At 25.9% G+C, this 25,093-nt stretch carries 20 protein-coding genes; 3 read left to right on the forward strand and 17 right to left on the reverse strand.

Features of this window, described 5'->3' with window-relative positions:
• Positions 1-132 precede the first annotated feature (132 nt).
• The 4 genes from ABFX13_RS01685 to ABFX13_RS01700 all read right to left on the reverse strand — a co-directional run bounded on the left by ABFX13_RS01685 (position 133) and on the right by ABFX13_RS01700 (position 4,925).
• On the reverse strand, positions 133-699 hold the full coding sequence (locus tag ABFX13_RS01685) for a PepSY domain-containing protein (RefSeq protein ID WP_147544823.1): 567 nt from the start codon (positions 697-699) through the stop codon (positions 133-135).
• A 232-nt stretch (positions 700-931) separates the two neighbouring features.
• On the reverse strand, positions 932-2,578 hold the full coding sequence (locus tag ABFX13_RS01690; RefSeq protein ID WP_346041477.1) for an ABC transporter ATP-binding protein: 1,647 nt from the start codon (positions 2,576-2,578) through the stop codon (positions 932-934).
• A gap of 11 nt (positions 2,579-2,589) precedes the next feature.
• Positions 2,590-3,783, reverse strand: coding sequence for a S41 family peptidase (locus ABFX13_RS01695; protein WP_346041479.1), 1,194 nt, complete (start codon positions 3,781-3,783; stop codon positions 2,590-2,592).
• A gap of 302 nt (positions 3,784-4,085) precedes the next feature.
• On the reverse strand, positions 4,086-4,925 hold the full coding sequence (locus ABFX13_RS01700) for a DegV family protein (RefSeq protein WP_346041481.1): 840 nt from the start codon (positions 4,923-4,925) through the stop codon (positions 4,086-4,088).
• Between the two features lie 270 nt (positions 4,926-5,195).
• Here ABFX13_RS01700 and ABFX13_RS01705 point away from each other — a divergent pair, with 270 nt between their 5' ends.
• Positions 5,196-5,495 carry a hypothetical protein gene (locus ABFX13_RS01705; protein ID WP_346041483.1) on the forward strand — a complete coding sequence of 100 codons (300 nt, stop codon included), beginning with the start codon at positions 5,196-5,198 and terminating at the stop codon, positions 5,493-5,495.
• A 68-nt stretch (positions 5,496-5,563) separates the two neighbouring features.
• Here the strand turns inward: ABFX13_RS01705 and ABFX13_RS01710 are convergent, their stop codons facing one another.
• From ABFX13_RS01710 to ABFX13_RS01730, 5 genes are all read right to left on the reverse strand, one after another.
• A complete protein-coding gene (locus ABFX13_RS01710; protein ID WP_346041485.1) occupies positions 5,564-7,672 on the reverse strand; it encodes a DNA topoisomerase III in 2,109 nt (702 codons plus the stop codon).
• A 61-nt stretch (positions 7,673-7,733) separates the two neighbouring features.
• The gene (locus ABFX13_RS01715; protein ID WP_346041487.1) at positions 7,734-8,585 is read right to left on the reverse strand and encodes a L,D-transpeptidase family protein; all 852 of its coding nucleotides are present in this window, start codon (positions 8,583-8,585) and stop codon (positions 7,734-7,736) included.
• Between the two features lie 131 nt (positions 8,586-8,716).
• Positions 8,717-9,019 (reverse strand): gamma-glutamylcyclotransferase family protein, encoded by a 303-nt coding sequence (locus ABFX13_RS01720; protein ID WP_346042409.1) that lies wholly within the window; start codon positions 9,017-9,019, stop codon positions 8,717-8,719.
• 163 nt (positions 9,020-9,182) lie between these two features.
• Positions 9,183-9,443 (reverse strand): hypothetical protein, encoded by a 261-nt coding sequence (locus tag ABFX13_RS01725; RefSeq protein WP_346041489.1) that lies wholly within the window; start codon positions 9,441-9,443, stop codon positions 9,183-9,185.
• A gap of 741 nt (positions 9,444-10,184) precedes the next feature.
• Entirely contained in the window at positions 10,185-12,215 is a 2,031-nt protein-coding gene (locus tag ABFX13_RS01730) for a thioredoxin domain-containing protein (RefSeq protein ID WP_346041491.1), read from the reverse strand.
• A 274-nt stretch (positions 12,216-12,489) separates the two neighbouring features.
• On the opposite strand from ABFX13_RS01730, the gene ABFX13_RS01735 reads away from it, so the two are divergent.
• Positions 12,490-12,828: a phage holin family protein gene (locus tag ABFX13_RS01735; protein ID WP_147544845.1), complete on the forward strand. Its 339-nt coding sequence runs from the start codon at positions 12,490-12,492 to the stop codon at positions 12,826-12,828.
• Between the two features lie 25 nt (positions 12,829-12,853).
• Here ABFX13_RS01735 and ABFX13_RS01740 read toward each other — a convergent pair whose 3' ends face one another.
• The 6 genes from ABFX13_RS01740 to ABFX13_RS01765 all read right to left on the reverse strand — a co-directional run bounded on the left by ABFX13_RS01740 (position 12,854) and on the right by ABFX13_RS01765 (position 20,241).
• Positions 12,854-13,918, reverse strand: coding sequence for a lysylphosphatidylglycerol synthase transmembrane domain-containing protein (locus ABFX13_RS01740; RefSeq protein ID WP_346041494.1), 1,065 nt, complete (start codon positions 13,916-13,918; stop codon positions 12,854-12,856).
• Between the two features lie 266 nt (positions 13,919-14,184).
• The gene (locus tag ABFX13_RS01745) at positions 14,185-15,393 is read right to left on the reverse strand and encodes a CD0519/CD1768 family membrane protein (protein ID WP_346041496.1); all 1,209 of its coding nucleotides are present in this window, start codon (positions 15,391-15,393) and stop codon (positions 14,185-14,187) included.
• A gap of 267 nt (positions 15,394-15,660) precedes the next feature.
• Complete coding sequence (locus tag ABFX13_RS01750; protein WP_346041498.1) at positions 15,661-16,485, reverse strand: carbohydrate ABC transporter permease; 825 nt, start codon at positions 16,483-16,485, stop codon at positions 15,661-15,663.
• Positions 16,486-16,505: 20 nt separating this feature from the next.
• Entirely contained in the window at positions 16,506-17,447 is a 942-nt protein-coding gene (locus ABFX13_RS01755) for a carbohydrate ABC transporter permease (protein ID WP_346041500.1), read from the reverse strand.
• A 66-nt stretch (positions 17,448-17,513) separates the two neighbouring features.
• Positions 17,514-18,812, reverse strand: a complete 1,299-nt coding sequence (locus ABFX13_RS01760; RefSeq protein WP_346041502.1) for an ABC transporter substrate-binding protein — start codon at positions 18,810-18,812, stop codon at positions 17,514-17,516.
• A gap of 148 nt (positions 18,813-18,960) precedes the next feature.
• Entirely contained in the window at positions 18,961-20,241 is a 1,281-nt protein-coding gene (locus ABFX13_RS01765; protein ID WP_346041505.1) for a Gfo/Idh/MocA family protein, read from the reverse strand.
• 213 nt (positions 20,242-20,454) lie between these two features.
• Between ABFX13_RS01765 and ABFX13_RS01770 the strand changes: the two genes are divergently transcribed.
• Positions 20,455-21,624 carry an AraC family transcriptional regulator gene (locus ABFX13_RS01770; protein WP_346041507.1) on the forward strand — a complete coding sequence of 390 codons (1,170 nt, stop codon included), beginning with the start codon at positions 20,455-20,457 and terminating at the stop codon, positions 21,622-21,624.
• Between the two features lie 37 nt (positions 21,625-21,661).
• Here the strand turns inward: ABFX13_RS01770 and ABFX13_RS01775 are convergent, their stop codons facing one another.
• Positions 21,662-23,068, reverse strand: a complete 1,407-nt coding sequence (locus ABFX13_RS01775; RefSeq protein WP_346041509.1) for a peptide MFS transporter — start codon at positions 23,066-23,068, stop codon at positions 21,662-21,664.
• 82 nt (positions 23,069-23,150) lie between these two features.
• Positions 23,151-24,941, reverse strand: coding sequence for an aminopeptidase P family protein (locus tag ABFX13_RS01780; RefSeq protein ID WP_346041511.1), 1,791 nt, complete (start codon positions 24,939-24,941; stop codon positions 23,151-23,153).
• Positions 24,942-25,093 lie beyond the last annotated feature (152 nt).

Genomic DNA, 25,093 nt, shown 5'->3' on the forward strand with positions numbered 1-25,093 from the left:
AATTTAAAAAAGCTAACTCCTGTACAATACAGAAATCAGCTTTTATCAGTTTTTTAATAACTCTCTTTTTCTAGTGTCCTTGACAAAGGGTCCACTTTACTAATGTTTATTAGATAACTACACTTTTTTTATTTAGTCATCAAGTTTTATTTGTCCATATTGATCATCATGAGTATCTTTTACTTTAATTTTTTCGTGACTAAATTCTTTTATATCTCCAGTTTTTGCATCTACTTCTATTTCATATTTTGTATCACCTTTTACAAGTTTTCCTTTGTATTCAGGATTATTTCCATCTTTATCTAAATTAAAGCTTTCGATTGTTGCTTTAGGAACTTTATTAAGCATTATATCCATTGCTTTATCTTGACTTATTAATTTATCTGAACTTTTGTTTCCACTATCTTCTTTTAAAACATTTTGTTCAAACTCAATTATATCTCCTGTTTGTGCATCCACTTCAACTTCATATTTTATATTATCTTTTACAACTTTAGAATCATATTTAGGTGAAGAATCTTCATTATCATAAACAAATTCTAATATTTTACCATCTGGCACTTTTTCTAATATAATAGTTTTTGCTTGTTCTTCGGTTAAATATTCAGCCTTATCATGTTTTGCTAAAGAGTAACTTACCCCTACCCCACATATAACTACTATACCGATTCCTATTATTACTGACTTGCTAAACTTCATTGTACTCACTCCCGATAATTAATTTTTAATATTAATTTATATACCATTTATTTACATATTTAAACATAATTGTAACTAATGTTCATCACAAGATAACTAACATTGTTTAAAGTGTACTTTTAATATCTTAGCCAGTAGATTAACCCAATTTATATCTATCATTAAAATTTTTATATAAAAATAATAAACCAAAGCTTTAAAAGGTTAACATTTTTAAAGCTTTGGTTTTATTTTAATTATTGTATGATAAATCCCCTATTTCATCTTCTATTTCTAAATTAATTTCTTTATTGCATAACTCCAATAAACAAGGTCTATGTGATGTAATTATTAATGTTTTATCATTAACTAATATCTCTAATTCTTCTTTAAGCTTTTCTTCTAGTTCACTATCTATAGCTGATGTAGGTTCATCTAAAATTAATATATCAAATGGTTTTAAAAATGCCCTTGATAAACAAACTCTTTGCTTTTGTCCTCCTGATATAGAATTATTATTTATAATATTTTCAATATCATCAAACGGATGAGATTCTCTTGATAATTGAGCTAAATTCATAGATTTATATATTTCTTTTTTATCTATAGACTTATCAAGTGATATATTCTCTTCAATACTACCATCAAATACAAACAAGTTTTGTACTTGAATAGAAAATAAATTGTACAAGCTTGATAGTTCTATATCTTTTATATTTTCTCCATTTACATATATAGTTCCCTCTGTAGGAGTATACATTCTAAGTATAAGTTTTAGTAATGTACTTTTCCCACATCCACTTCCACCTTTAATAACTACCTTATCTCCTTTATTAATTTTAAAACTTAAGTTTTTAAAAACTATATCTTTTTTATTATAAGAAAATGAAACATTATCAAACTCTAAACTTTTAAATTCCTTAATTTTAAATTTACCATCTATATGATTTTCTTCTATATCTAAAAACTTTAATATATTTTCTCCAACTGCTAAAGATTTTTGAACACCTAAATTAAAATCAGATAAATTAGTAAGTGGTTCATATAAATAAGATATATATGTGTAAAAAGCCATTAATCCTCCCAATGTTAAATTGTCTTTACTTATTAAAAAGCTCCCATAAAGCAATATTACAATTGGAATTAATGATATAATTGCACCAGTTAATCCACTTCCCATAGATTGATATAATAAATTTTTAGAAACAAATTTAAAATGTTTATTTATTTTTTCACTAAAATTTTCATACATAAAGTTTTCTTTTTGAAAAACTTTTATAGTGTCTATTCCATTTATTTTTTCTTGTGCATCACTCATTACTTCTGCAAAATGTTTTCTTTCAATTGTTGAGGTTTTTCTTATATTTGAATTTAATTTATTAAAAATTAATGTGTATACTGGAATTGCTATTAACAGTAAAAGAAATAATTGTTTACTTAAGACAAATAAAACAATTGATACTGTTATTATGTGTATAATATTAGATGCTAACATAGGTATGCCTATAACTATATTTTGAGCTACAATACTAGAATCATCCATTATTAGAGCTAATATTTTTCCAGGACTATTATTATCAAAGTACAGTTTTGATTTAAATAACATCTTTTTAAACATAAATTCTCTTAAATAATTTACTGATTCTAGTCTTAATTTGTGCCAATAGTAATTTTGTATAAAATCTAAAATAATATTTATTAAAGTTATTGCTATTATTAATAGCCCTAAATTAAAAATCTTAGAATAATTTAAATCATAAGTTATTGTATCAATTAAATCCATAATTAAAAATGGAATACATGCTGAAACTAGAGTTGTAATAGTTATAATGATTACTAAGAAGATTTTTTTCTTTCTAAACTTAATAAAAATTTCACTTAATTTTTTATCTACTTTCATACATACCCCTTTTATAAAATATTTTCAAGTTCTAAAACTTTTTTTATACAGTTATCATCTCTAAAATCTTCAGTTTTTTGATAATCTTTTATTTCAAAATCTGGAATAGTTTTAAACTCTTCATCGCATATACCATCTTTATTTAAATACATGCAACTTGCCATTCTAGCTATTAAGTTACTGTTTTTTAATTTAAATAATACAGGATCTATTCCTCCTCCATCTCCACCAGTAGTTTGACCTATTATAGTTGCAAACTTATTGTCTTTACAAAACATAGCAAATGATTCAGATGATGAATAAACTTTCTCATCTACAAGTAAATATATATTCCCATTAAACTTTAAATTATTATCTGCTTTTATAGTATAAGATACTTTTTCAAAATTACTAAAATCTTTAAATATTTCTTTCGGTGCATTTTTCTTTACTTCATTTGGTAGATTTTTTATAGGCTCTAATTTTATATTTCTTTTATTTATATAGTTTTTAACTATTTTACTATCGTCTCTAAAAATCCTATATCCACTTACATTAATATCATTTTTAATAAGTTTAGATACTATTCCTTTCCAATATGTATCACTTCCACCTTTATTTTCCCTTATATCAATAATTAAAGCTTTATAGTTTCCTAAAGTTTTAATATAATCTTCAATCATTTTTAAATCTTTTTTTATTGATCCATTCCTTGATGCCATTGATGGTAAGTACATATATCCAATTTCATCTTTAACTACATCTTTTAAAGTTAACTCTTTTTTTAAAAAAATACCTTTTGGTATTTCAATTTTAGACCCAATTAAATTATATCTCTCTACAATTTTTTTATCATCAAGGAAATCGTACCAATTATTTTTTGAATATGCTTTTTTAAAAGTTTCATATCGTTTTTTATTATCTATTAATTCAGTATGTCTATTGTTTAAGTCAGATATTATTAATGACATTTCTTCTATAAATTCTTCATCATTTTTAGTTTCTTTAATTCTTTTTATATATTTGTCTTTATTTTTTAACCAATCTATATTATTAATTCTTTTATTTACATCTATGTATGGGTATCCATCTTTTATAGTATTATATACATACTCAAAATCTTCTACCTTTTTTTTCATTGATAATTGATTATTATTGTAACTACAAGCACTTAATGTAAAAACTGTTATAAATATAATTATCAATAGTAATACTTTCTTTTTCATATACTTCACCTCCTTTATAATTTTAGTATTTATTTAATTATTTTATATACAATTATTGATATTACTTTATTTTATACGTTATTCTTAAATATTATAATATAATTATAATTAAATAAAAAGAGTTGAAGTAAAAGCCTTTGTTAAGCTCACTTCAACTCTTTATTTAAACTTTCTCTAATTCTTTTAATTTCATTTTCTAAATTGTCTATATTATATTATAAAGATATAAAAATATTTATTTAAGAAAATTTTCATTTTACTAAAATAAAATTATGTAAACTTCATTAATAGTAATTTTTATTTTATAAAACGCTTATTAAAATAGCTCCTTTTGATGCATATGTGCCCATAACTGAGCCTACTTCACTTATAGTTACATCTTTAAAATTATTTTCTTTAATCATAATTTCTTTAACCTTTAAAGCTTTTTCTAAACAATTAGCATGACCTATTGCCAATACTTTATTTTTATTTTCTCCAACTGATTTTAAAACATTTTCAATTACTTTTTTGATAGAATTATTATCTCCTCTTGCCTTATCAACAGGCTTAACTTCACCATCAATAATTTGTATAATAACTTTAAAATTTAATGCATTTATAAGCTTTCCTGCTAATGGATTTATTCTTCCACCTTTTATTGCATTTTCTAAAGTTTCAAGTGATCCAAAAAACACTATATCTTTTTTCAATTTTTCAATCTCATTAACTATTTCATCTAAAGACATTCCTTCTTCTGCTAACTGAGCAGCTTTAACTACTAAAAGCCCTTGACCTATTGATCCGCTTTCACTATCTATTATTTTTATATTTTTATTAGAATTTTCCTCTAAAAACATATTTTTAGCAAGTACTGCAGTTGAGTATGTAGCTGATAGCTTTGATGTTATAGTAATTACTAAAACTTCATCTTCATCACAATCATAAGCTTTTGTAAATTTATCAGGTGATGGGCAAGATGTTTTAGGAAGTTCCTTTTCATTAGCCATTCTTTTATAAAAATCATCATTACTTATTTCTCCATCAACATAAGTATCTTTACCAAACGATACATTAAGACCTACCACACCTATATTATATCTTTCAACTATATCTTTATTTAAGTCACACGAACTGTCTGTTATTATTTTTATTTTACTCATATTCTCCCTCTCTTTGCATAAACATATTATCTATTTTATTTTTATCTTATGATTAATTATCAAATTAAGTTTTCATTCAGTCAACTGACCGATAATTATTTTAATTGTATCTTCACTTTTATAAAAAGTCAATAACTAAAAATTCAGTAAATTTTCATTTGTTAGACATGAATTTTTATAATAAATTAAAATTAATATGTAAATATAGTAAGTTTTTAAACTAAGTGTTATAATAAGATTCAAAGTAAATATTAAAAAGGAGTAATTATTATGACTAATATAAACTACTTATATATATTTTTTGCAGTAGTTACATTTATACTTTCAATTGCACAAATAAAATTTAGTAATATATTTTATAAAGAAGATTACTTTAAACGATTATCAACGAGATTTGGAAAAATAGATAAAGAAAAAGCGGTAAAATTCGAAGCTATAACTTCAATATTAATGAGTGTTATTTTTCTAATAGGAGGACTTTTAAATTTACCTCTTAAAACATTATCAATATGTATATTAATACTTGCTGTGGCTTATACAATTTTTAGAAAAACTTATATAACAAAGTAAATTTAAATCTTAAACTATAAACAAAAAAGATATATCAATTGATATATCTTTTTTATATTTACTTAAAATTATTTTTTAAGTTTTGCTAAAGCCTCAGCAAAAGGATTATTAAAACTTTCTTCTTTTTTATTCTGATTTTTTAAATATTTATTAATATCTTTTCTAGAAGCTTTATTACTTTCTTCTTTTTTTCTTTTATTAAAACTACTTAACTTCTCACGATGACCACAACTACAAACAAAAGTCTTAGCTTCACCTTCACCACGAAGTTCTAATCTCTTATGACAAACAGGACATCTAGCATTAGTAGTCATTGAAACTGTTTTTCTAGTGTTACAATCTCTATCTTGACAAACTAACATCTTTCCTCTTTTACCATTAACTTCAAGCATATATTTGCCACACTCAGGACACTTATTTCTAGTTAAATTGTCATGTCTAAAAGTTGCATCACTATTTTTAATATCTTTTACAATATCTTTTGTATAATTTTTCATCTCATTAACAAAAACGTCTTTTTTAAGCTTTCCACTAGATATATCGTTAAGCTTTTTCTCCCATGAAGCTGTAAGTTCCGCTGATTTTAACTCACTAGGAACCAAATCTAATAATTGTTTACCTTTAGAAGTTATAAATATATCTTTGCCTCTTTTTTCAACTAAGAAAGAATTAAATATCTTTTCTATTATATCTGCACGAGTTGCAACAGTACCAAGCCCTTCTTTTTCCATTTGAGCTAGTAAGCTAGCTTCATTTAAAGGTTTTGGAGGTTGAGTTTTACCACTTATCATACTAGATTTAGTTATTTTTATAATATCACCTTTATTTAAACTTGGAAGATTTTGATTATCATCATCTTCATCAACATTGGTGTAATTTTCTTTCCATCCAAGCTTTATAACCTTTTTACCCTTAGCTACAAAAGTCTCATCTTCTATAACTGCTTTAATAGAAGTTTGCTCATATTCAAAAGGTTCACTTAAAACACTTAAAAATCTTTTTACAACTAAATCATATATTTTAATTTCTTTATCACTTAAATCACTTAAAAATACTCTTTCTTCAGTAGGTATTATAGCATGGTGGTCTGTAACTTTAGAGTTATCAACAAATGACTTATTAGTATTTATTTTATTTTTTAATACTTTAGTACAAACTCGTGCATAATCACCTACACTAACAGCTTTAACTCTATCTTTTAAAGTATCAACTATATCTGTACTTATGTACTTGGAATCTGTTCTAGGATAAGTAAGTACCTTATGATGTTCATATAGTTTTTGCATTATAGATAAAGTTTCCTTAGCTGAGAAATTAAATATTTTGTTAGCATCTCTTTGAAGCTCTGTTAAATCATATAGTCCTGGTGAATATTTTTTCTTGTATGATTTATTAACTTCTACTATTTTAGCATTTTTATTTTCTATCTTTTTTAATATGTTTTCTATCTTTTCTTTATTAAAGCTATTTTGACTATTATTTTTACTATCTATCCAAGCTAATTTAAACATAGGAGCTTGTAAACTTATTCCATAGTATTCCTTTGGTTTAAACTTTTGAATTTCTTCTTCTCTTTTATAAATCATATTTACAGCAGGCGTTTGAACTCTACCACAAGAAAGTTGAGCGTTATATTTTGTAGTAAGTGCACGTGTTGCATTTATACCTACTAGCCAATCAGCCTCTGCTCTTGCAACAGCTGATTTATATAAGTTTTCATATGATTTACCATCTTTTAAGTTTTTAAATCCTTCTTTTATAGCTTTATCTGTACTAGATGATATCCATAAACGCTTTATAGGCTTTTTAACTTGTGCTTTTTCTATTATCCATCTTGCTACAAGTTCACCTTCTCTACCTGCATCTGTAGCTATAACAATACTATCAACATCATTTCTGTTTAACTGTGTTTTTACTGTGTTAAATTGTTTTGATGTTTTTTTTATAACTACAGTTTTTAAATACTTAGGAAGTATAGGTAAATCATTTATATCCCAATTTTTATATTTATTTGAATAACTTTCAGTCTCAGCAAGTGTCACTAAATGTCCAAGTGCCCAAGTTACTATATAATTACTTCCTTCTATATATCCATTTTTCTCTTGTTTACAATTTAATACTCTAGCTAAATCTCTTCCTACAGAAGGTTTTTCAGCTAGTACTAGTGTTTTTCCCATTATTTTTTATTTCCTTTCATAAGTGCTTTAGTATATAATACCATAATTTTATATCATATGTTTAGTGTATAACTATTGTTGTAGTATCTGGTATATTTTCATATATCCACTTAGCATTATTAACATCTAGTCTTATACATCCATGGCTTAAAGCTTCTCCAAGTCTTCCATCTATTATATAACTTCCTGTTGAATCATAAAGTATAGAATGATAATAATATCCACCTTTTATTCTAGTTGCATATTTGACCCTGTATTCATCAGTTCCAAAGTATGGTTTTCTTCCATTTACAAAAAATATTCCTGTTATAGTAGGTGTACTTGGTTTTCCTACAGTACTTTTCCATTTATATAAATTAACCCAATTGCCATCATCTTTTTTAAAAACATAAGTATATTTATTTTTCACATCAGTTACTAATAAATAATCTGTAGGACTCTTAATTTTATTTTCATTAACAAAATCAGTCATATTTTTATAAAAATTAGTATAATCTAATATATTAGGATCATTACCATCATCTGATAAAAAATAATTAAAAACATATCCTGTTTTATCATTATATATAACTTTGCTCCAATCACCTAAATTTTCAATAAGTTCTACTCTGGATTTCTTAGGTATTGTAGTTAGAATTTTTGAATTAATATTAGCTTTTTCTCTAAGATTTAAGTTGCTCCATGGATGTTTACTAATTGATAATAAATCATTGTGTGCATATCCCAGTTTAGAATTATAACTAATTTTACTCCACTCATCATCAGCTTCAATAACTTCTACCTTAGAATTTTTCGGTATAACTTCTAAAACTTCAGAGCTAGTTGATTTATTTTTTCTTAAATTAGTATTTTTAAGTGTATATTTATATAATGGTAACATATCTATTTGAACAAATCTTTTATATATTTTCAAAATAAACCCTTCCTTTTCATATTTTTATACTAATTTATGTAATTTTATGTATATTTGTTAATTTTATTATATTAAAAAAGCTATATTAAAATAGTAGTTAATTACTTTTTTAATATAGCTTGTATTTATATCTATTTATTTATAATAAATTTTTTCCAATCCCCTTTTTTAATAGGTAGCAACAAATCGCCTTTATTAACTTCAGAGTTCTTATTATATTCATAGTAGTAAGCTTTTTCAACACTTCCATCTAAAAGTGTAACTTCAACTTCACATCTATTATACTCGTTGTTATCTTTATTTGGTATATAATTTTCCATTTCATCAAGTTCAGCTAAAGTAGCTTCAAAATCATAAAGCTCCATTAATTCCCCTAATATTTTATTATCACCTTTTACAACTACTAGATACCCTTTATTTTCTATATGTGATATCTTAGCTTTCTAGTATTGGTAGCATTTTCCCAATTTTAAAATATCATTTTATTTATGAATAATACTTTTAAAATTATTCATTTTACTTTTTATAATTAAAATCTAAATACAACAAAAGGCTTATAAATTTTTATATTATACAAAAATTTATAAGCCTTTAATTTTATAATTCTTCTTCTAATTCTTTTATTTTTTTGTCAATTTCTTTTATTCTTGCTTTTAACTCATAGCATTTGTTATCTACCTTCATAGCTGAAGTATAGTTCATCTCATTACTATGATATTTTCTCCACAGTTCTTCATACTTACTGTGGTGTTTACTAAATTCTTTCTCTAAGTATTCTCTTTCAATTTTTAATTCGCTTATTTGAGCTTTTATCTTCTTTTTGTTACCTTTAAAAAAATCGAAAAAAAACATAGCCATATATCCCTTCTATTTATGATTAAGTTTATAACTTTCTTTATTTATGTTAACTTTATACCTCATTTTAATTATATGAGTACTATATTTAATATTATAACTGTTTATTATATAGTATTACAAGTAATTTAAATAAGTATAAAGTTTATCAATTCTCAATTATAGTATATAATTTTAATAATTTTAGACTTTAGTCTTATACAAAGTATAAGCTTGTCATCTTTTTTGTCTCTATTTATATATTATATCAATAATTAATTGTTTCTTAAAAATACAGTTATTTATTAAATATAAATTTGGGTATATTATATATATTAAATAGCAAAGGATGTGTTTTGTATGATTATAAACATTAGTAATAGTGCCAAAGAAGAACTTAATAATATGTTTAAAGAATATAATATAAATGACAAGCATCTAAGAGTTTATATAAAAGAATTAAGTGCTTGATACGGACCTATATTTAGTATAGCTCTGGATGAGCCTACAGAAAATGATAAAGTATTTGAGTCTGATGATTTTAAAATTGTTATTAATAAAGAATTATGTGATAAAATAAGCGTTATTAATATATATTATAAATCAGCTATGTCTAGTGATATTTTTAGGGTTTCTACTGATTTATTGTGGAAAGAAGAATATTATGAAGCTCCTTGGGCTAAACCTTGGTAGATATAAGCTAGTTATAAATTTAAAATATAAAAAGGATAAAAGTTATAATATAACTATTTATCCTTTCTTATTTTATATCTCTAAATATTCTTTTAAAGTATTTATATCATTAAATGGTTTATTACAACTATTACCTTCACATAAATAATAAGTAGTTAAACCATTTATAATTTTATAATCCTTTAAGTACTTGCTTACACTACTTAAATTATCTTCTTTTTTTACAACTACATTAAGATTAGGTAAATAATTATTAGTTAATATATTTTGTAAATCTTTTAAATCTTCATCTTCTTTAATTACACAAACTAATTCTTTTGAGTGATATAATTCATACATAAGTGCCAACATAAAAAAACTATATCCTGTTGGCGAATCTATAACACTACTACCATAAATATTTATTTGTTTATAAGCAATGTCTTCTAGTTTTTCATCTTTAGTCATTCTAGCTAATTTAATTAAATTATAAGTAGCTACTGAATTTCCTGAAGGCTTAGCTCCATCATATAAGTCTTTAGGTCTTGCTATTAAATTTTCTCCATCTTTTCCATATATAAAAAATCCATGATTTTCATTATCCCAGAAAAGTTCTATAGTTTGATTATTTAAATAAACAGCTTCTTCTAAGTATTTCTCATCAAAAGTAGCTTCATACATGCTTATATATGCCCATGTTAAAAATGTATAATCTTCTAAATAAGCTAAGTGATCTGCATGTTTATCTCTATATCTAGCCAATAATCTACCTTCATTATTAATAAGATTGTTTTTAATAAAATTTAAAGCTTTATTTGCATAATCTAAATATTTATCATCTCTTAAAACTTCATATGCATTAGCTAAAGCTACTATCATAAGTCCATTCCAAGAAGTTAATATCTTATCATCTTTATGAAGACTGGTTCTTTTTAGTCGATAATCAAATACTTTTTTTCTTAAATTATTTATTTTTTCATTTTCCTTATAGTAATTTTTGTTATTTATAAGATTTGGTATACTTTTACTTTCAAAATTTCCATTTTTAGTTATATCATAATATTCATTAAAATACTTTCCATCTTCTTCTCCTAGTATTTTAATTATTTCTATTGGGTTAAATACATAAAACTTACCTTCTTCTCTTTCACTATCTGCATCTTGTGCACAGTAAAATCCACCCAGTTCATCAGTTAAATCTCTTAATACATAATCTATAGTTTTAATAGCTATATTTTTATATAAATCATTTTTAGTTATTTTGTAAGCTTCTAGATATGCTATAATAAGCATAGAATTATCATAAAGCATTTTTTCAAAGTGAGGAACTAACCACTTATTATCTGTTGAATATCTAGAAAAACCATAACCAATATGGTCAAATAAACCACCTTTATACATGCCTTTTAATGTAGTTTCTACTATATCCAGAGATTGTTCATCATCTTCTAAATTATAATATTTCATTAAAAACATAAGATTTTGAGGAGACGGAAATTTTGGTGCTCTACCAAACCCACCATATTTATTATCAAAAGATAATTTAAAAACTTCAATTGCTTTTTCTATTATATCTTTATCTAATTCATCTTCACTTTTATTTATCTCAAAATCTTCTTTTAAAACATTTAATATATTTTCACTTGATTTAAGCAAAGTTTCTTTTTCATTTTTCCATTTAAAATCTATTTGTTCTAATAAATCAATTAAACCTATTCTATTGTATTTTTGATACTTTGGAAAATAAGTCCCACAAAAGAAAGGTTTTTTATCTGGAGTCATTATTACAGTAAGTGGCCATCCTCCACTACCTGTCATAGCTTGGCAAAAAGTCATATATACACTATCTACATCAGGTCTTTCTTCTCTATCTACTTTTATGCATATATAATTTTCATTTAATATATCAGCTACCTCTTCATCTTCAAAAGATTCATGTTCCATTACATGACACCAATGACATGTGGAATATCCTATCGAAAGAAATATAGGTTTATCTTCAGCTTTAGCTATTTCAAATGCTTTATCATTCCAACTATACCAATTTACAGGATTATAAGCATGCTGTAATAAATATGGGCTTTTTTCATTTATTAATTCATTAGGTTTTTTATTAATCGACATACAAATCACCTACTTTATAAATTCGTTTTTTATCTCCTTAAGCACATTTTACTGTTATTATGTTTATAAAATATTGATATTATGCAAATTAGAAATAATCATATATTTAATTTAAATTTATATCAATTTTGTAACTTTAAAATTTATCTGTGTAAATTTACTTTTTATGGGAATATACTAGTATATACATTTAATTAGAAATAACTTGTATAATTATGAACAAAATAATAAAGCAATTATTTGATTTTGCGTTTTATTGAAAGGAGTTTCATTTATGAAAAGAGTATCTTTATTTATAATAGTTAATGCTATCTCTTTATATTTAGTATCTTTATTAATGAATAGCATGTATATAGGTTCATTTGGTGCTTTAATCATTTTAACTATTATATTTGGTGCTTTAAACTTAACAGTTAAACCAATACTTGAGTTTTTATCACTTCCTATAACATTTTTAACTCTAGGTTTATTTTTATTAATTATTAACGCTATTGTATTAAAATTAGCTTTTGGACTAGTTCCTGGAGTTTACTTATATGGATTTGTCAATGCTATAGGAGCTTCAATATTACTATCTATAGTAAATACTATTATATATAAAATATTAGATTAAAAAAGAAGAGGTAATCCTCTTCTTTTTACATTGCATATTCTTTATTTTTAACTTTAACTTTTTTAATTTTCTTCTTCATAGTATGGTGAGTAAACATAGTAAATATACCACTACCTATTAATACCGCATAATATACAAATCCTCCGTATAAAAATACTGCATACCCCATAAGAGGTTGAGGAAATACACTTTTGAATATAGTGAAAAATGCCAATTCACTTGCTCCAACATTTCCTGGTGTTGGTGCTGGTGATATAGCCATATATAAAAATGCTTGTAATGTTACCATGTATATATATGTGTATCCTGTTAAGTTAAATGCTTTATATATCCAAAATGAAATACTAAAGTAAACACTTAACTGAACTATAGTTATAACTAAAGTTAATATTAATGCTTTTTTATTTTTTATAAATAAATTTACAGAATAACTATATTCATCCGCAAATTTTTCTATCTTATCTATTTTATTTTCTAAAAACTTAAATATCTTAAATCTTGCTAATGCTTTTATAATATACTTTGTTACACTTTTTACTTTTTGTGGATTGTATACAACTAACATTGACATTATTAACCCAAATGAATTAACAGCTATACCAAGTAATATTAAAGGCATAACAGGTTTCATTCCTTTTAGTATAGTTGTATTAAGTATAACTAAAACTGAACAGTAAATAGTAACCACAACTTGATATATTATAGATTTATTCATTATAACTGCTGTTGCTTTACTAACAGGCATTTTACATTTATTTAATACATATATTTGCATAGGTTGACTTCCTGATGCAAATGGAGTTATTAAGTTATAATAAAATCCCATAGTAGCTAACTTAAATCCTATAAACTTTGTATTTACTTTGTGTATACTATCTATTACAATTTTTAAAACCACACCTTCTAAAAGCATATGAACAATTACTGCACACATTCCAAGAAATATAAACTTTTTATCTACCATTTTTACAACTTCACCAAGCATATTTATATCTAAAGTTTTATAAACTAAATAACTTGTTATCCCTAGTATAAACAATAAAAGCCCGTATTGTAGTATATTTTTATTTAACGTCTTTTTTTTCTTCATAGGCAACCTCCGTCCTTTTAATCGCCAATTATTTATTCTACTCATTTACTTTTTTTACTTAACAACACTATTATACAATATATTTAGTTTATATAGTATTACATATTTATTACTTTTTTGTAATAATAAACAAAAATCTATCTTAGATATAGTTATAACTATATCAGCTTCTATTAAATTTTCATTTAAAAATTAAAAAATCACTTATATTATTAAAGACAATATAAGCGATTTTTTATTAATTATAATTTAAATTTATTATGTAACTAAAATATTAACATATATATAAAATGTGCTGATATACCTGCAAATAAACCACCTATTGTATGTGATATTATAGCTTTACTTGTAAGCTCTCTTGCATTTAATGCATCCATCATACCTACATGTGTACTTAAATATCCACTCCAACACATACCCATAGCAGTAAATACAGCTATATCATTTGGAGTTATAACACCTTCAGTTATAAATCTTGGAACTAAAGACATTGCAGCTCCAACTGCACCTAAAGAAGTTATAGGAAATGCCATAGCTTGTGGATCGGTAAATCCAAATAATGGTCCTAATATAAACATTAATTTATCTCCTAATGCTGGAAGTAAACCTATACCTTCATAAGCTGCTCCTGTATAAACTTCTGCTCCTGTTTTAGGATCAACTGATGGTCCAAATGTTAATAGCATAACTAATGTACATACAACTAATACTCCTGGTATTATAGCCATACCTAGTTCAACTCCATTTTTACCACCTTCTAACATAGAGTCTAATATTCTTTGAAATAAACTACCATCTCTTATTTCTCTATATTCCATAGCCTCAACTTTGCCAGATGTCTTAACTTCAGTTTTTGGATCATAGTTATAATACTTTTTAGTAAATGTAAGCATTATTCTTACACTTATTATACTACCTATAATTGCTGCAACATTTCCGATTATTGCAGGCCCTACATATTCAGCCCCTTGAGTCATCATAAATGTTGTAACTATAAGTCCCATCCCAAAAGATGTACCTAAATTACATAGTGCTGGTATTTGATATTTTCTAAAATACTTTGTAAAACTTTTATCGTTTGCAAATGCTATTATAGCTGGATTATCTGATAAATAAGTTGTTACTGCTCCTGCTATACTTGCTCCTGGCATATTGTATAGCGGTTTCATAAATATGGCAAATACTTTATTTAATAAAGATGTTACTCCAAATTCAGAAAGCAATGCACTTAATGCTCCTGCAAGTACTGCTAATGCCATTATTAAAAACACTGTGTTTAACAATAAATCATGAGCTGTATTCATAATAGATTTAAACATTATACCAAGTCCCATTTTACTACCAACAAATCCAAAACCTATTAATAATACTGCTATGAATACAAATGTTTCTAGGCTTACTGCCTTTACTTTCCTCTTTCCACTAGAAATTTCTTCATCAATTATGCCTAATTCCCTATTATTTTCAACCTCCATTTTATTCCCTCCTTAAATGTTATAAATAATAATAAAATTATTGTTAAAATTACATTTTAAATTTGTTTTATATTTAACAATCAGATATAAACAAATTTTCATAATCTTTTTTAATTATACTATATTTTACTATTTATTTCAACTTTTTAGAATTTTTACTTATTTTTATGATTTTCTGAAATTTAAAATAGAATTAATTTATAAAAATAAAAAAGGATTATATCAAAACAGATTTTTAAATAACCTATTTTGATAAATCCTTTTTTATTATTCTTTACCTGCAGATACTGCAATACTTGATATAAATTTCTTTTGGAATATACTAAATATTATAACCATAGGAATTATAGAAAGCACTGCTCCTGCCATCATTCTAGGATAATGTGTTCCATATTGTCCTACAAATACTCTTAATCCTGCAGCTAATGTTAATTTCTCAGGTGTAGAGTTTACTATTAAAGGCCATAAGAAACTATTCCATGCTCCAAGACCTCCAAGTATAGCTACTGTTCCAAGTGCAGGTCTAACTATTGGTACCATTAATTTTAAAAATATTGTAAACTGAGAAGCTCCATCTATTATTGCAGCTTCTTCCATATCTCTTGGAATAGATTTAAAATGCTGGCGTAATAAGAAGGTATAATATATACTAAAAACTCCTGGTAAAACTATAGCTGTTAATGTATTTAAAAGACCCATATCTTGTATAATTTGATATTGAGGTATTAAATACATTTGACCAGGAACCATCATTGCTGCCATGAGAACTAAAAATATAACTTCTTTAAATTTAAAATCAAGTCTGGCAAATGCATAAGCCGCTGGAGTTATTATTATTAATTGAAATAATACAGACGCAACTGTAACTATTATAGTGTTAAAATAATACTTCGCAAAAGGAAATTCCTTAAATATTTGAGTATAGTTTTCTATCCTTATAGATTCTGGAAAGATTTTAGGCGGAATAGCTTCTGCTTCTGCTAATGTTTTTATAGATGTTAATATCATCCATATAAATGGTAATGCTATAAATGCTGCCATAAGTATAAGACCTATATGTGTTAGTATCTTGGCACTTTTTTTCATTTCCATATTACTCTACCTCCCAAGTCTTATTCATCTGAATAATGAACCCATTTATTTTGTAATTTAAATTGGATTATAGTTACCGTCATTATAATTAAGAATAATATTACGGCTACTGCAGATGCATATCCTTTATCTCCTAATGTAAATCCTAAGTCATAGAAATATCTTGTCATAGTTATTGTAGATTCATAAGCTGGACTTCCTTGTTTTATAAGCATAAATACTACATCAAATAATTGGAATGATCCAATTAAAGACCATATAACAATAAAGAATATACTAGGTGTTAAAAGTGGTATAGTTATGTGAGTAAATTGTTTAAATGATGAAGCTCCATCTATAGAAGCCGCTTCATAGTAAGACTCTGGTATAGATTGAAGTCCTCCTAAAAATATCATTATCTTATATCCAAGCCCACTCCATATTATAAATACTATTATTACAACTCTTGCTAAGTTTGGATCTGTAAACCATAACTTACCTTCAAGTCCTATAGCTTCTAAAAATTGATTAACTAATCCAAATCTTGAATTAAACATCCATTGAAATACTAATGTAGAAGCTGACGCCATAGTTACAACTGGTAAAAAATATATAGTTCTATATATTCCTTTTCCTTTTATGTTTTTGTTAAGTAAATTTGCTATACATACAGATATTATTACCATAGGTGGTACTGTTACAATAACATATAAAAATGTATTACCTACAGCTTTATAAAATAATGGATCTTTAAAAATTCTTGAAAAGTTTTCAGCTCCTATAAAATTCCAACCACCAAAAGCATTTAAATCAGTTAAGCTATAAAATAAATTAAGTATAAATGGTATAAAGTTAAATACTAAAACCCCTATAAGTAGTGGAAGTATAAACATATATCCAGTAATATTACGTTTTAAAGCTCTTTTTTTCTTATTTTTTTTATTTTTGCTTTCGGGCTTTTCTTTATAAACTTCTGCTTGCAAATTAAATCCCCCCATTTATGTATTTCAAGAGGATGCCTAATTACTTCAGACATCCTCTTTTAATTTTTATTTTTTCTCTTTATCTAGTATAGACTGCATTTCATTTTGTGAATTTTCAAGTACTTTATCTAAAGATATCTCACCTTGCATAAACTTAGTTATATTATCTACTATAACTTTATCCCATTTTGAAGTTTCAAAACTATTAGGAAGAGGCATAGCATTTTCGGCAACTTTAGACATAACTGCAGTATCTATACCAGTTTTTTCTTTCATAACTTTTCCAAACAATTCTTGGACATTTTTATGTGCTTGTGGAACTAGTGCTAATTCAGTATATTTTTTCATAGATTCTTCACTTGATATATAATTTATAAAATCAAATGCTTCTTCTGGATGTTTAGAGTTTGAAGATATTACGTTTCCTAAACCATGTATTACAGTCTTAGATTTATTACCTTCTTTTATAGTAGGTATTTCATATAATTTAAAGTTTCCAGCAACTTTTGCTTGCTCTTTATCTGAATATGGTAATAAACCATATGAACCAGCTTGTAAAACTAAAGCTTTTTCTGATTTAAATAATGTTCCTGCTCCTACTTCTATAGTTACATCATGAGGACTGTGTAAATCACTTTTAACTAAGTCAAAATACTTTTTAAATCCTTCTTTAGTTTCTGGTGTAGTTAACATGGCTTTAGTTTTGTCATCACTTATTACTTTACCTCCAGCTGAAGCTACCTCATTAAACACTCCTGCTTGTGTACTTTCTGTTGGATATGAAGTAAATGGATAAATATCTTTTGGTAACTTAGTTTTAGCATCTTTTAACCAAGCTATCATTTCATCCCAGTTCCATCCTTCTTTAGGTTCAGGTATATTATACTCTTTCATAAGTTTAGTGTTTATCATTAATATGTTGTTATCCCAGAAAGTTGGCATACCGTATTGCTCACCTTTATAATTATATAAACTACTTATACTTTCCAAATATTGATTCATATCAACATTTTTATTTTTTATATAATCCTTCATACTAACTAACATTCCATTATCTGCATACTTATTAAAGTTAACAGCATTCATCCAGTATATATCTGGAGCTGATCCTCCCGCTGCCGCTGTTTCCATTTTAGTCCAATAGTCTGCAAAAGAATATTGTTCTACCTTAATGTCTACATTTGGATTTTTTTCTTCATATTCATTTATTAATGTTTCAACTGCCTTCATATGAGTTTTATCCCATATAGCATACCTTAATTCTACTTTTCCATTTGCACTGTCTCCCCCAGTTGAGCTACAGCCCGTTAAACCTAATACTAAGGTCAAAACTGCTCCTGTTATGATTCCCCTTTTTAAAAACATAACAATCCCCTTCCATAGTTAAAATATATTCACAATAATATTTTCTGAATATTCTATGTTTTCCTTAATAATATTTTATAATAAACTAATTTAATTTGTATTTGTAATTTCATCCATCTTTTTTACAATTTTGTGTATTAAGGATTTTTTAAGCTTTAACTTTCAATTTTTCGATAGCTTCATTCCAAAACTTATCTATATTAACTACTTCTTTATTTAATCTAGAGTGTTCAGCTGCAAATGCCATTATATGACTTTCAACAGACTTTGTAGCGCTAGTTCTACCTTCTCCCCCATTTTCAGCTACTAGCTTAACAAAATCTTGCATTATGCCATAATCTCCTCCACCATGACCACCTTCAACTTCTTCTGGTGTTATAGTTTCTATAGTGTTTTTCCCAAATTGTTCAAATTTTTTAATTTCTATAGTATTTTTAACATGATTTCCTCCAACTTCACCATGAGTAAACATTAGTTTTATAGTTCTGTTACATTCTTCAGTAAATGCAGATAAATTAAATGTAGCTGTTATATCATCTTCAAACTCAAGTATAGTTACCATATGATCAACTACATTATTATCACACTTATATACACATCTTCCGTATGGTCCTGTTCTTAAAGCTTCTTCTAAATTTTCTTTAGTTGGCACCGGATGTACAACTTTTGCAAATATAGGTTTATCTGATAAGTATAATTTTTTAGCAGAATATGGACATTTCTCTTCAACCTTACAATCTAAACATCTATCTGCCATACCTTCTTTAAAACTTTTATCTCTCATATGAGTTAAATGTCCAAATGCTGATATATTATTACATTTCTTTCCAGTCAACCAAAGTAATATGTCCATATCATGACAACTCTTAGCTAATATTAGAGGACTTGTTTCATTGCTGTTTCTCCAATTTCCTCTAGTAAAAGAATGTGCAAAGTGCCAGTATCCTATATTTTCATTATGCTGTATGCTTACTAATTCTCCTAGTTCTTTACTATCTACTATTTCTTTTAATTTAGAAAAGAATGTTGTATATCTAAGTACATGGCATATCATAAACACTTGATTAGGATACTCTTTTGCTAATTCCCCCAATTTCACTATATCTTCTAACTTATTTGACATTGGCTTTTCAAGTAATACATGATATCCTTTTTCAAGCGCCATTTTAGTTGGTTCATAATGAGATTCATCATTATTGGCTATTATTATTGCATCTGCTAATCTATCTTTTTCTAATAACTCTTCCCATGTTTCAAATACATTTTCAGAATCTATATTATGTTCTTTAACACATATATCTCTTCTTAAATCGTGAGGTTCTGCTACAGCAACTACTTGTCCTAGTTCTTCATGTTGTTTAAAATATGGTGCATAGGCATGCATACCTCTTGCTCCAGCTCCTATTATTGCAACTGTGATCTTTTTCATTAATTAATACCCCCCTTGAATTTAATCCCTATATACTTATTTAATTATATTTTAATACTTTGTATATTTTATGTATTTGCACTTTTGTATAAAAGTTTTATACTTTTATACATCAAATTCAGGTTAAAAATATAATTAGATTTTGATTTTTAATGAAATTTTTTGTAAAATAATATTAGGAAATAGATTTCATAGTTTTAGGGGGATTATAAATTGTTCAAACAAACTACTTGTTTATCTTTTGAAAAATACGGAACAATTTTAGCTGACTTACCTGATGATATAATTATTTGCGAAAAAAAATCATCACTTAATCTTTTAAATAAGTCAGTTAATAAATTATATTTTTCAAATACTGATTTACATATTAAGTTAAGAAGTGGGGTAGTTCTTATTATAGTTTCTAATGATTCTAATTTTGATAATATAGAATCATTTATTTTAAATAGTAAAATAAAACTTAAAAAAGGTATTTATTATAATTTTATACCTATATCTAATAATTGTAGCATTGATTTATTTGGAGAAAATCCATTTTTTAAATCTATAAATTTAAACCAATCATATACATATAAAGAAATAGTTCCTACTTTTTCTATAAATAAAATATATACTAAATTTTATCAAGAAAAACCTATAAATTACTTATTTAAAGGAGAAAAACATGACTTTTGGGAACTTACTTATGTTGATAGGGGAATTCTTTATACCAAAGTTAATGGAGTAGAATATAAATTATCTCAAGGTGATTTATTTTTTTATTCTCCTAATGATTATCATAGTCAGTATACAGATAACAAAAAGTCTTGTTCTTATTTAACTGTAAGCTTTGATATGGATTTTAACGATGTTTTATTGATTTCTAATAAAGTATTTTCCCCTACTAAAGAAATTCATACTATAATAAGTAAACTTATGAAAGAACTTAATTCTACTCATCTTTACTGTGATGAGCTTTCAATATGTTACTTAAAAGAGTTAGTTCTTAAAGTTCTTAGCATGGATTTTGAAAGCATAATAATAAAGCCTGTTAACAAAGTTCAACAGTATTATGATGATACTCTTTTAAATAATATATTACAATTTATAAATGATAGTTTATATGATTATTTAGATATAAAAACAATTTGTGATAAATTTAATATAAGTAGTTCTAAACTTCATTTATTATTTAAAAAGAATCTAGATACTACAGTTAAACTATATATAAATGAATTAAAATTAAAAAAAAGTAAAGAACTTATACAAGAATCTAATTATACTATTAGCCAAATATCTGAAATACTCGGATTTAACTCTATACATTATTTTTCAAATAAATTTAAAAAAGTTTATGGATTTTCACCTACTGAATATTTAAGGTCTATAAACAAAAATTATTAAAGACTAGGGAAATACCCTAGTCTTTAAATTTATATTATTAAGCTGTAGCTTCCTCATCATCACTACCTATCATAGCAGTTAACTTTTTATTAAATCCAAGTAATATGAAAGTACCAACTATTAATATTACAGGTATAGATACGAATGTTTGCATAAGTCCCATTTTCTCTATTATCATTTGAACATATCCTGCTGCTTTGTTTGCAAAGAAAGTAGCGCATGCCCAAACCCCCATAAGTAAAGATAAATATTTAGCTGGTGCTATTTTACTTACTAGTGAGTTACCTAATGGCGAGAAACACATTTCTCCTATAGTTTGGAATAAAACGAATAACATTAACCAAATAACACTAGTTTTTACAGTAGAGGGCGCTCCTACTCCTCTTGAAAGTTCAGCAGCTATTACAAATCCAAATGCTACTGCTAAAAATACATATCCTAGTGCTATTTTTTGAGCCATACTCAAGTCACCTTTTTCTCTTTTAGATAACATAGTCCATATAGCTGCCATTATTGGTCCTAAAACTACACATAAAAATCCATTTAATGCAGTTTCTATCCACATTACAGGTATCTCAAAGCTTCCTACATGCATGTTTACATAATCTTTCATATATAAAGTTAATGAAGAACCTGCTTGGTTATAAAATACCCAGAAGAAAATTGAGAAAAATGATAATATGAATATTACTTTTACTCTGTCTTTTTCTTTCTTAGTTAAAGGTCTATCTCCAGCTTGTTCACCTTTAGAGTTGCTAGTTTTTCCAGCTTGTTTATCAAGCATTTTTTGAGGATATTTACCAGCTTCTCCTAAGAATTTCATAGTGCAAGTAAATAATAATCCCCCAAGTAACGTAACTATTGCAGCTAACATGAAACATTGTCTAAATCCATATTCAACAACTTGTCCATTTTCTATGACTGCAAAAGTTTTAGTATATAATATACCTATAGTTAATGACCCTATAAATGATCCTAAGTTAACAAATGTATATAATAAAGAAAAGGCTGCATCTTTTCTAGTATTATCATCGTATAATTCCCCAACTAAGGCATTTAAATTTCCTTTAAAGAAACCAGTACCTATTGATATTAAAATTATCATTGCATGAACCCACATTACACTTGTTGCAAAATAACCTAATGCATATCCGGCTGCCATTATAACTGAACCTATAATTACACAATATCTAGCTCCTATCCATCTATCACATATCATTCCCCCAAATATTGGTGCTAAATAAGTGAATGCTGCTAGGTTTGCTGCTATAGCTGCTGCATCGGCGTTGTCTATTCCTAGTCCACCCTGAGATATTGAGTATGATAAGAATAGTAATAATAACGTTTTAGATCCATAGTATGCGAATCTTTCAAACGTAAATGTTAACCCACAAACATATAACCCTTTAGGATGCTTTGTAGGTGCAGATGTTGTTTTTGACATTTATCAAGTCCCCCTTAAATAATATTTAGTTTTATATTAAAGTAGCTTTGCATATACAAAGCTACTTTAGTATACCCTTAGATTAAATTTCTCTAGTATATTCCTTTAACCAATCGCACTCTTCTTTAGTTAAGAAAGGTGACACTTTATCATAAACTAATTTATGATAGTTATTTAAGTAATCTCTTTCTTCTCTATTTAACTCATTTACATCTATTGCATCTATATCTATTGGTGCAAATGTCACAACTTCAAATTCCATGAATTGCCCATATTCATTTTTCTCTGCTTTTTTTGTTATAAGTTCATTTTCTATTCTTATTCCATGAGAACCTTCTATATATATACCAGGCTCATTAGTTGTTACCATTCCTTCTTCAAGAGTTGCTGTTTCTAATCTTTGAGGAACTATTCTCCATCTAAATCCATTAGGTGATTCATGTATTGTTCCTAAAAATCCTACCCCATGTCCTGTACCACATTTATAATCTATTCCTAAATTCCACATTGGTCTTCTTGCTAATATATCTAAATTATATCCTTTAACCCCATATAAGAATTTTGCCATTGATAAATTTATCATACCTCTAACTACAGCTGTAAAATGTTTTTTCAGCTCATCACTAATTTCTCCTAGTGCTATAGTTCTAGTTATATCTGTTGTACCATCAAAATATTGCCCACCTGAATCTATTAAAAATAAATCACTTGGTTCTAACTTATAATCTGTTTCAGGTGTTGCACTATAGTGCATCATAGCCGCATGTTCTTTATATCCTGCTATCGTAGCAAAACTTGGTTCTATAAATCCATCTTGTTCACGTCTTAAACTTTCTAATTTTTCAGCTGCACTTATTTCAGATATCTCTACTTTACCTACATTGTTTTTTAACCAATACATAAACTTAGTAAAAGCTATCCCATCTTTTAAGTGGCTGTTTCTTATATTCTCCAACTCAATACTATTTTTTACTGCTTTAAAGTTCATAGTTGGATTAAGTCCATTTATCTTTTTAACTTCATTTGGCAAATTATTATATATTGAATAGTTAACCTTTTCATCATCTAATAATACATTTTCTTTTTCATCTATAGTTTTAACAAATTCATATATATCATTGTAAGGCTTTATTATAACATTTTCTTTATTTAACTCATTTATTATTTCGTCATTTAATTTATTATCATCTATAAATAAATAAACTTTATCCATTGTTATTAATGAATAGGAAAGAACAACTGGAGTATATTTAACATCTCTTCCTCTTATATTGAATAACCAAGCTATATCATCAAGAGTTGTCATAATATGAGTTGTAGCACCTTTAAGCTTCATTTCATTTCTAAGTCTTATAAGTTTTGAACTAAATGTTTCTCCTGCATATTTTACATCCAATAAAAAAGCTTTTTCTGTTGATAGTAAAGGTCTATCTTTCCAAATTTTATCAACTAAATCATATTCATATTTTATATTTATGTTTTTATCTTTTAAAGCTTCTTGTAGTGCTTTTCCTTCATTTGCAGATATTAATCTACCATCAAATCCTAAGGTAGAATTATTAGCCATTTTCTCACATAGATATTCTTTTGTAGTAGGTACCCCTTCTTCTCCCATTTTAAATAGCTTAATACCTGTGTTTTTTAATTGATTTTCAGCTTGTATAAAATATCTTCCATCTGTCCAAAGTCCTGCTTCTTCCATAGTTACTACTAAAGTTCCTGCAGAACCTGTAAATCCTGATATATAAGCTCTAGATTTAAAATACTCTCCTACATATTCACTTTGGTGACTATCTGAAGATGGTATTATATATGCATCTATACCATATTCTTCCATACAATCTCTTAATTTCTCCAAATTTCCCCTTAACATAATAAGCCCCCTTATTATTCTACATAATCTTTTTACACTTTTTATTCAATTATATCTTATCATTTCATGAGACCGTTTTCAATATATTCGTATTATTTTTCTTATTTTTTAAAATTTTTATTAAATAGAGAAAATTTATTTGATTTTTTTGC

It is taken from the genome of Paraclostridium tenue (assembly GCF_039521565.1).
GTDB classification, from domain to species: Bacteria; Bacillota; Clostridia; order Peptostreptococcales; family Peptostreptococcaceae; genus Paraclostridium; species Paraclostridium tenue.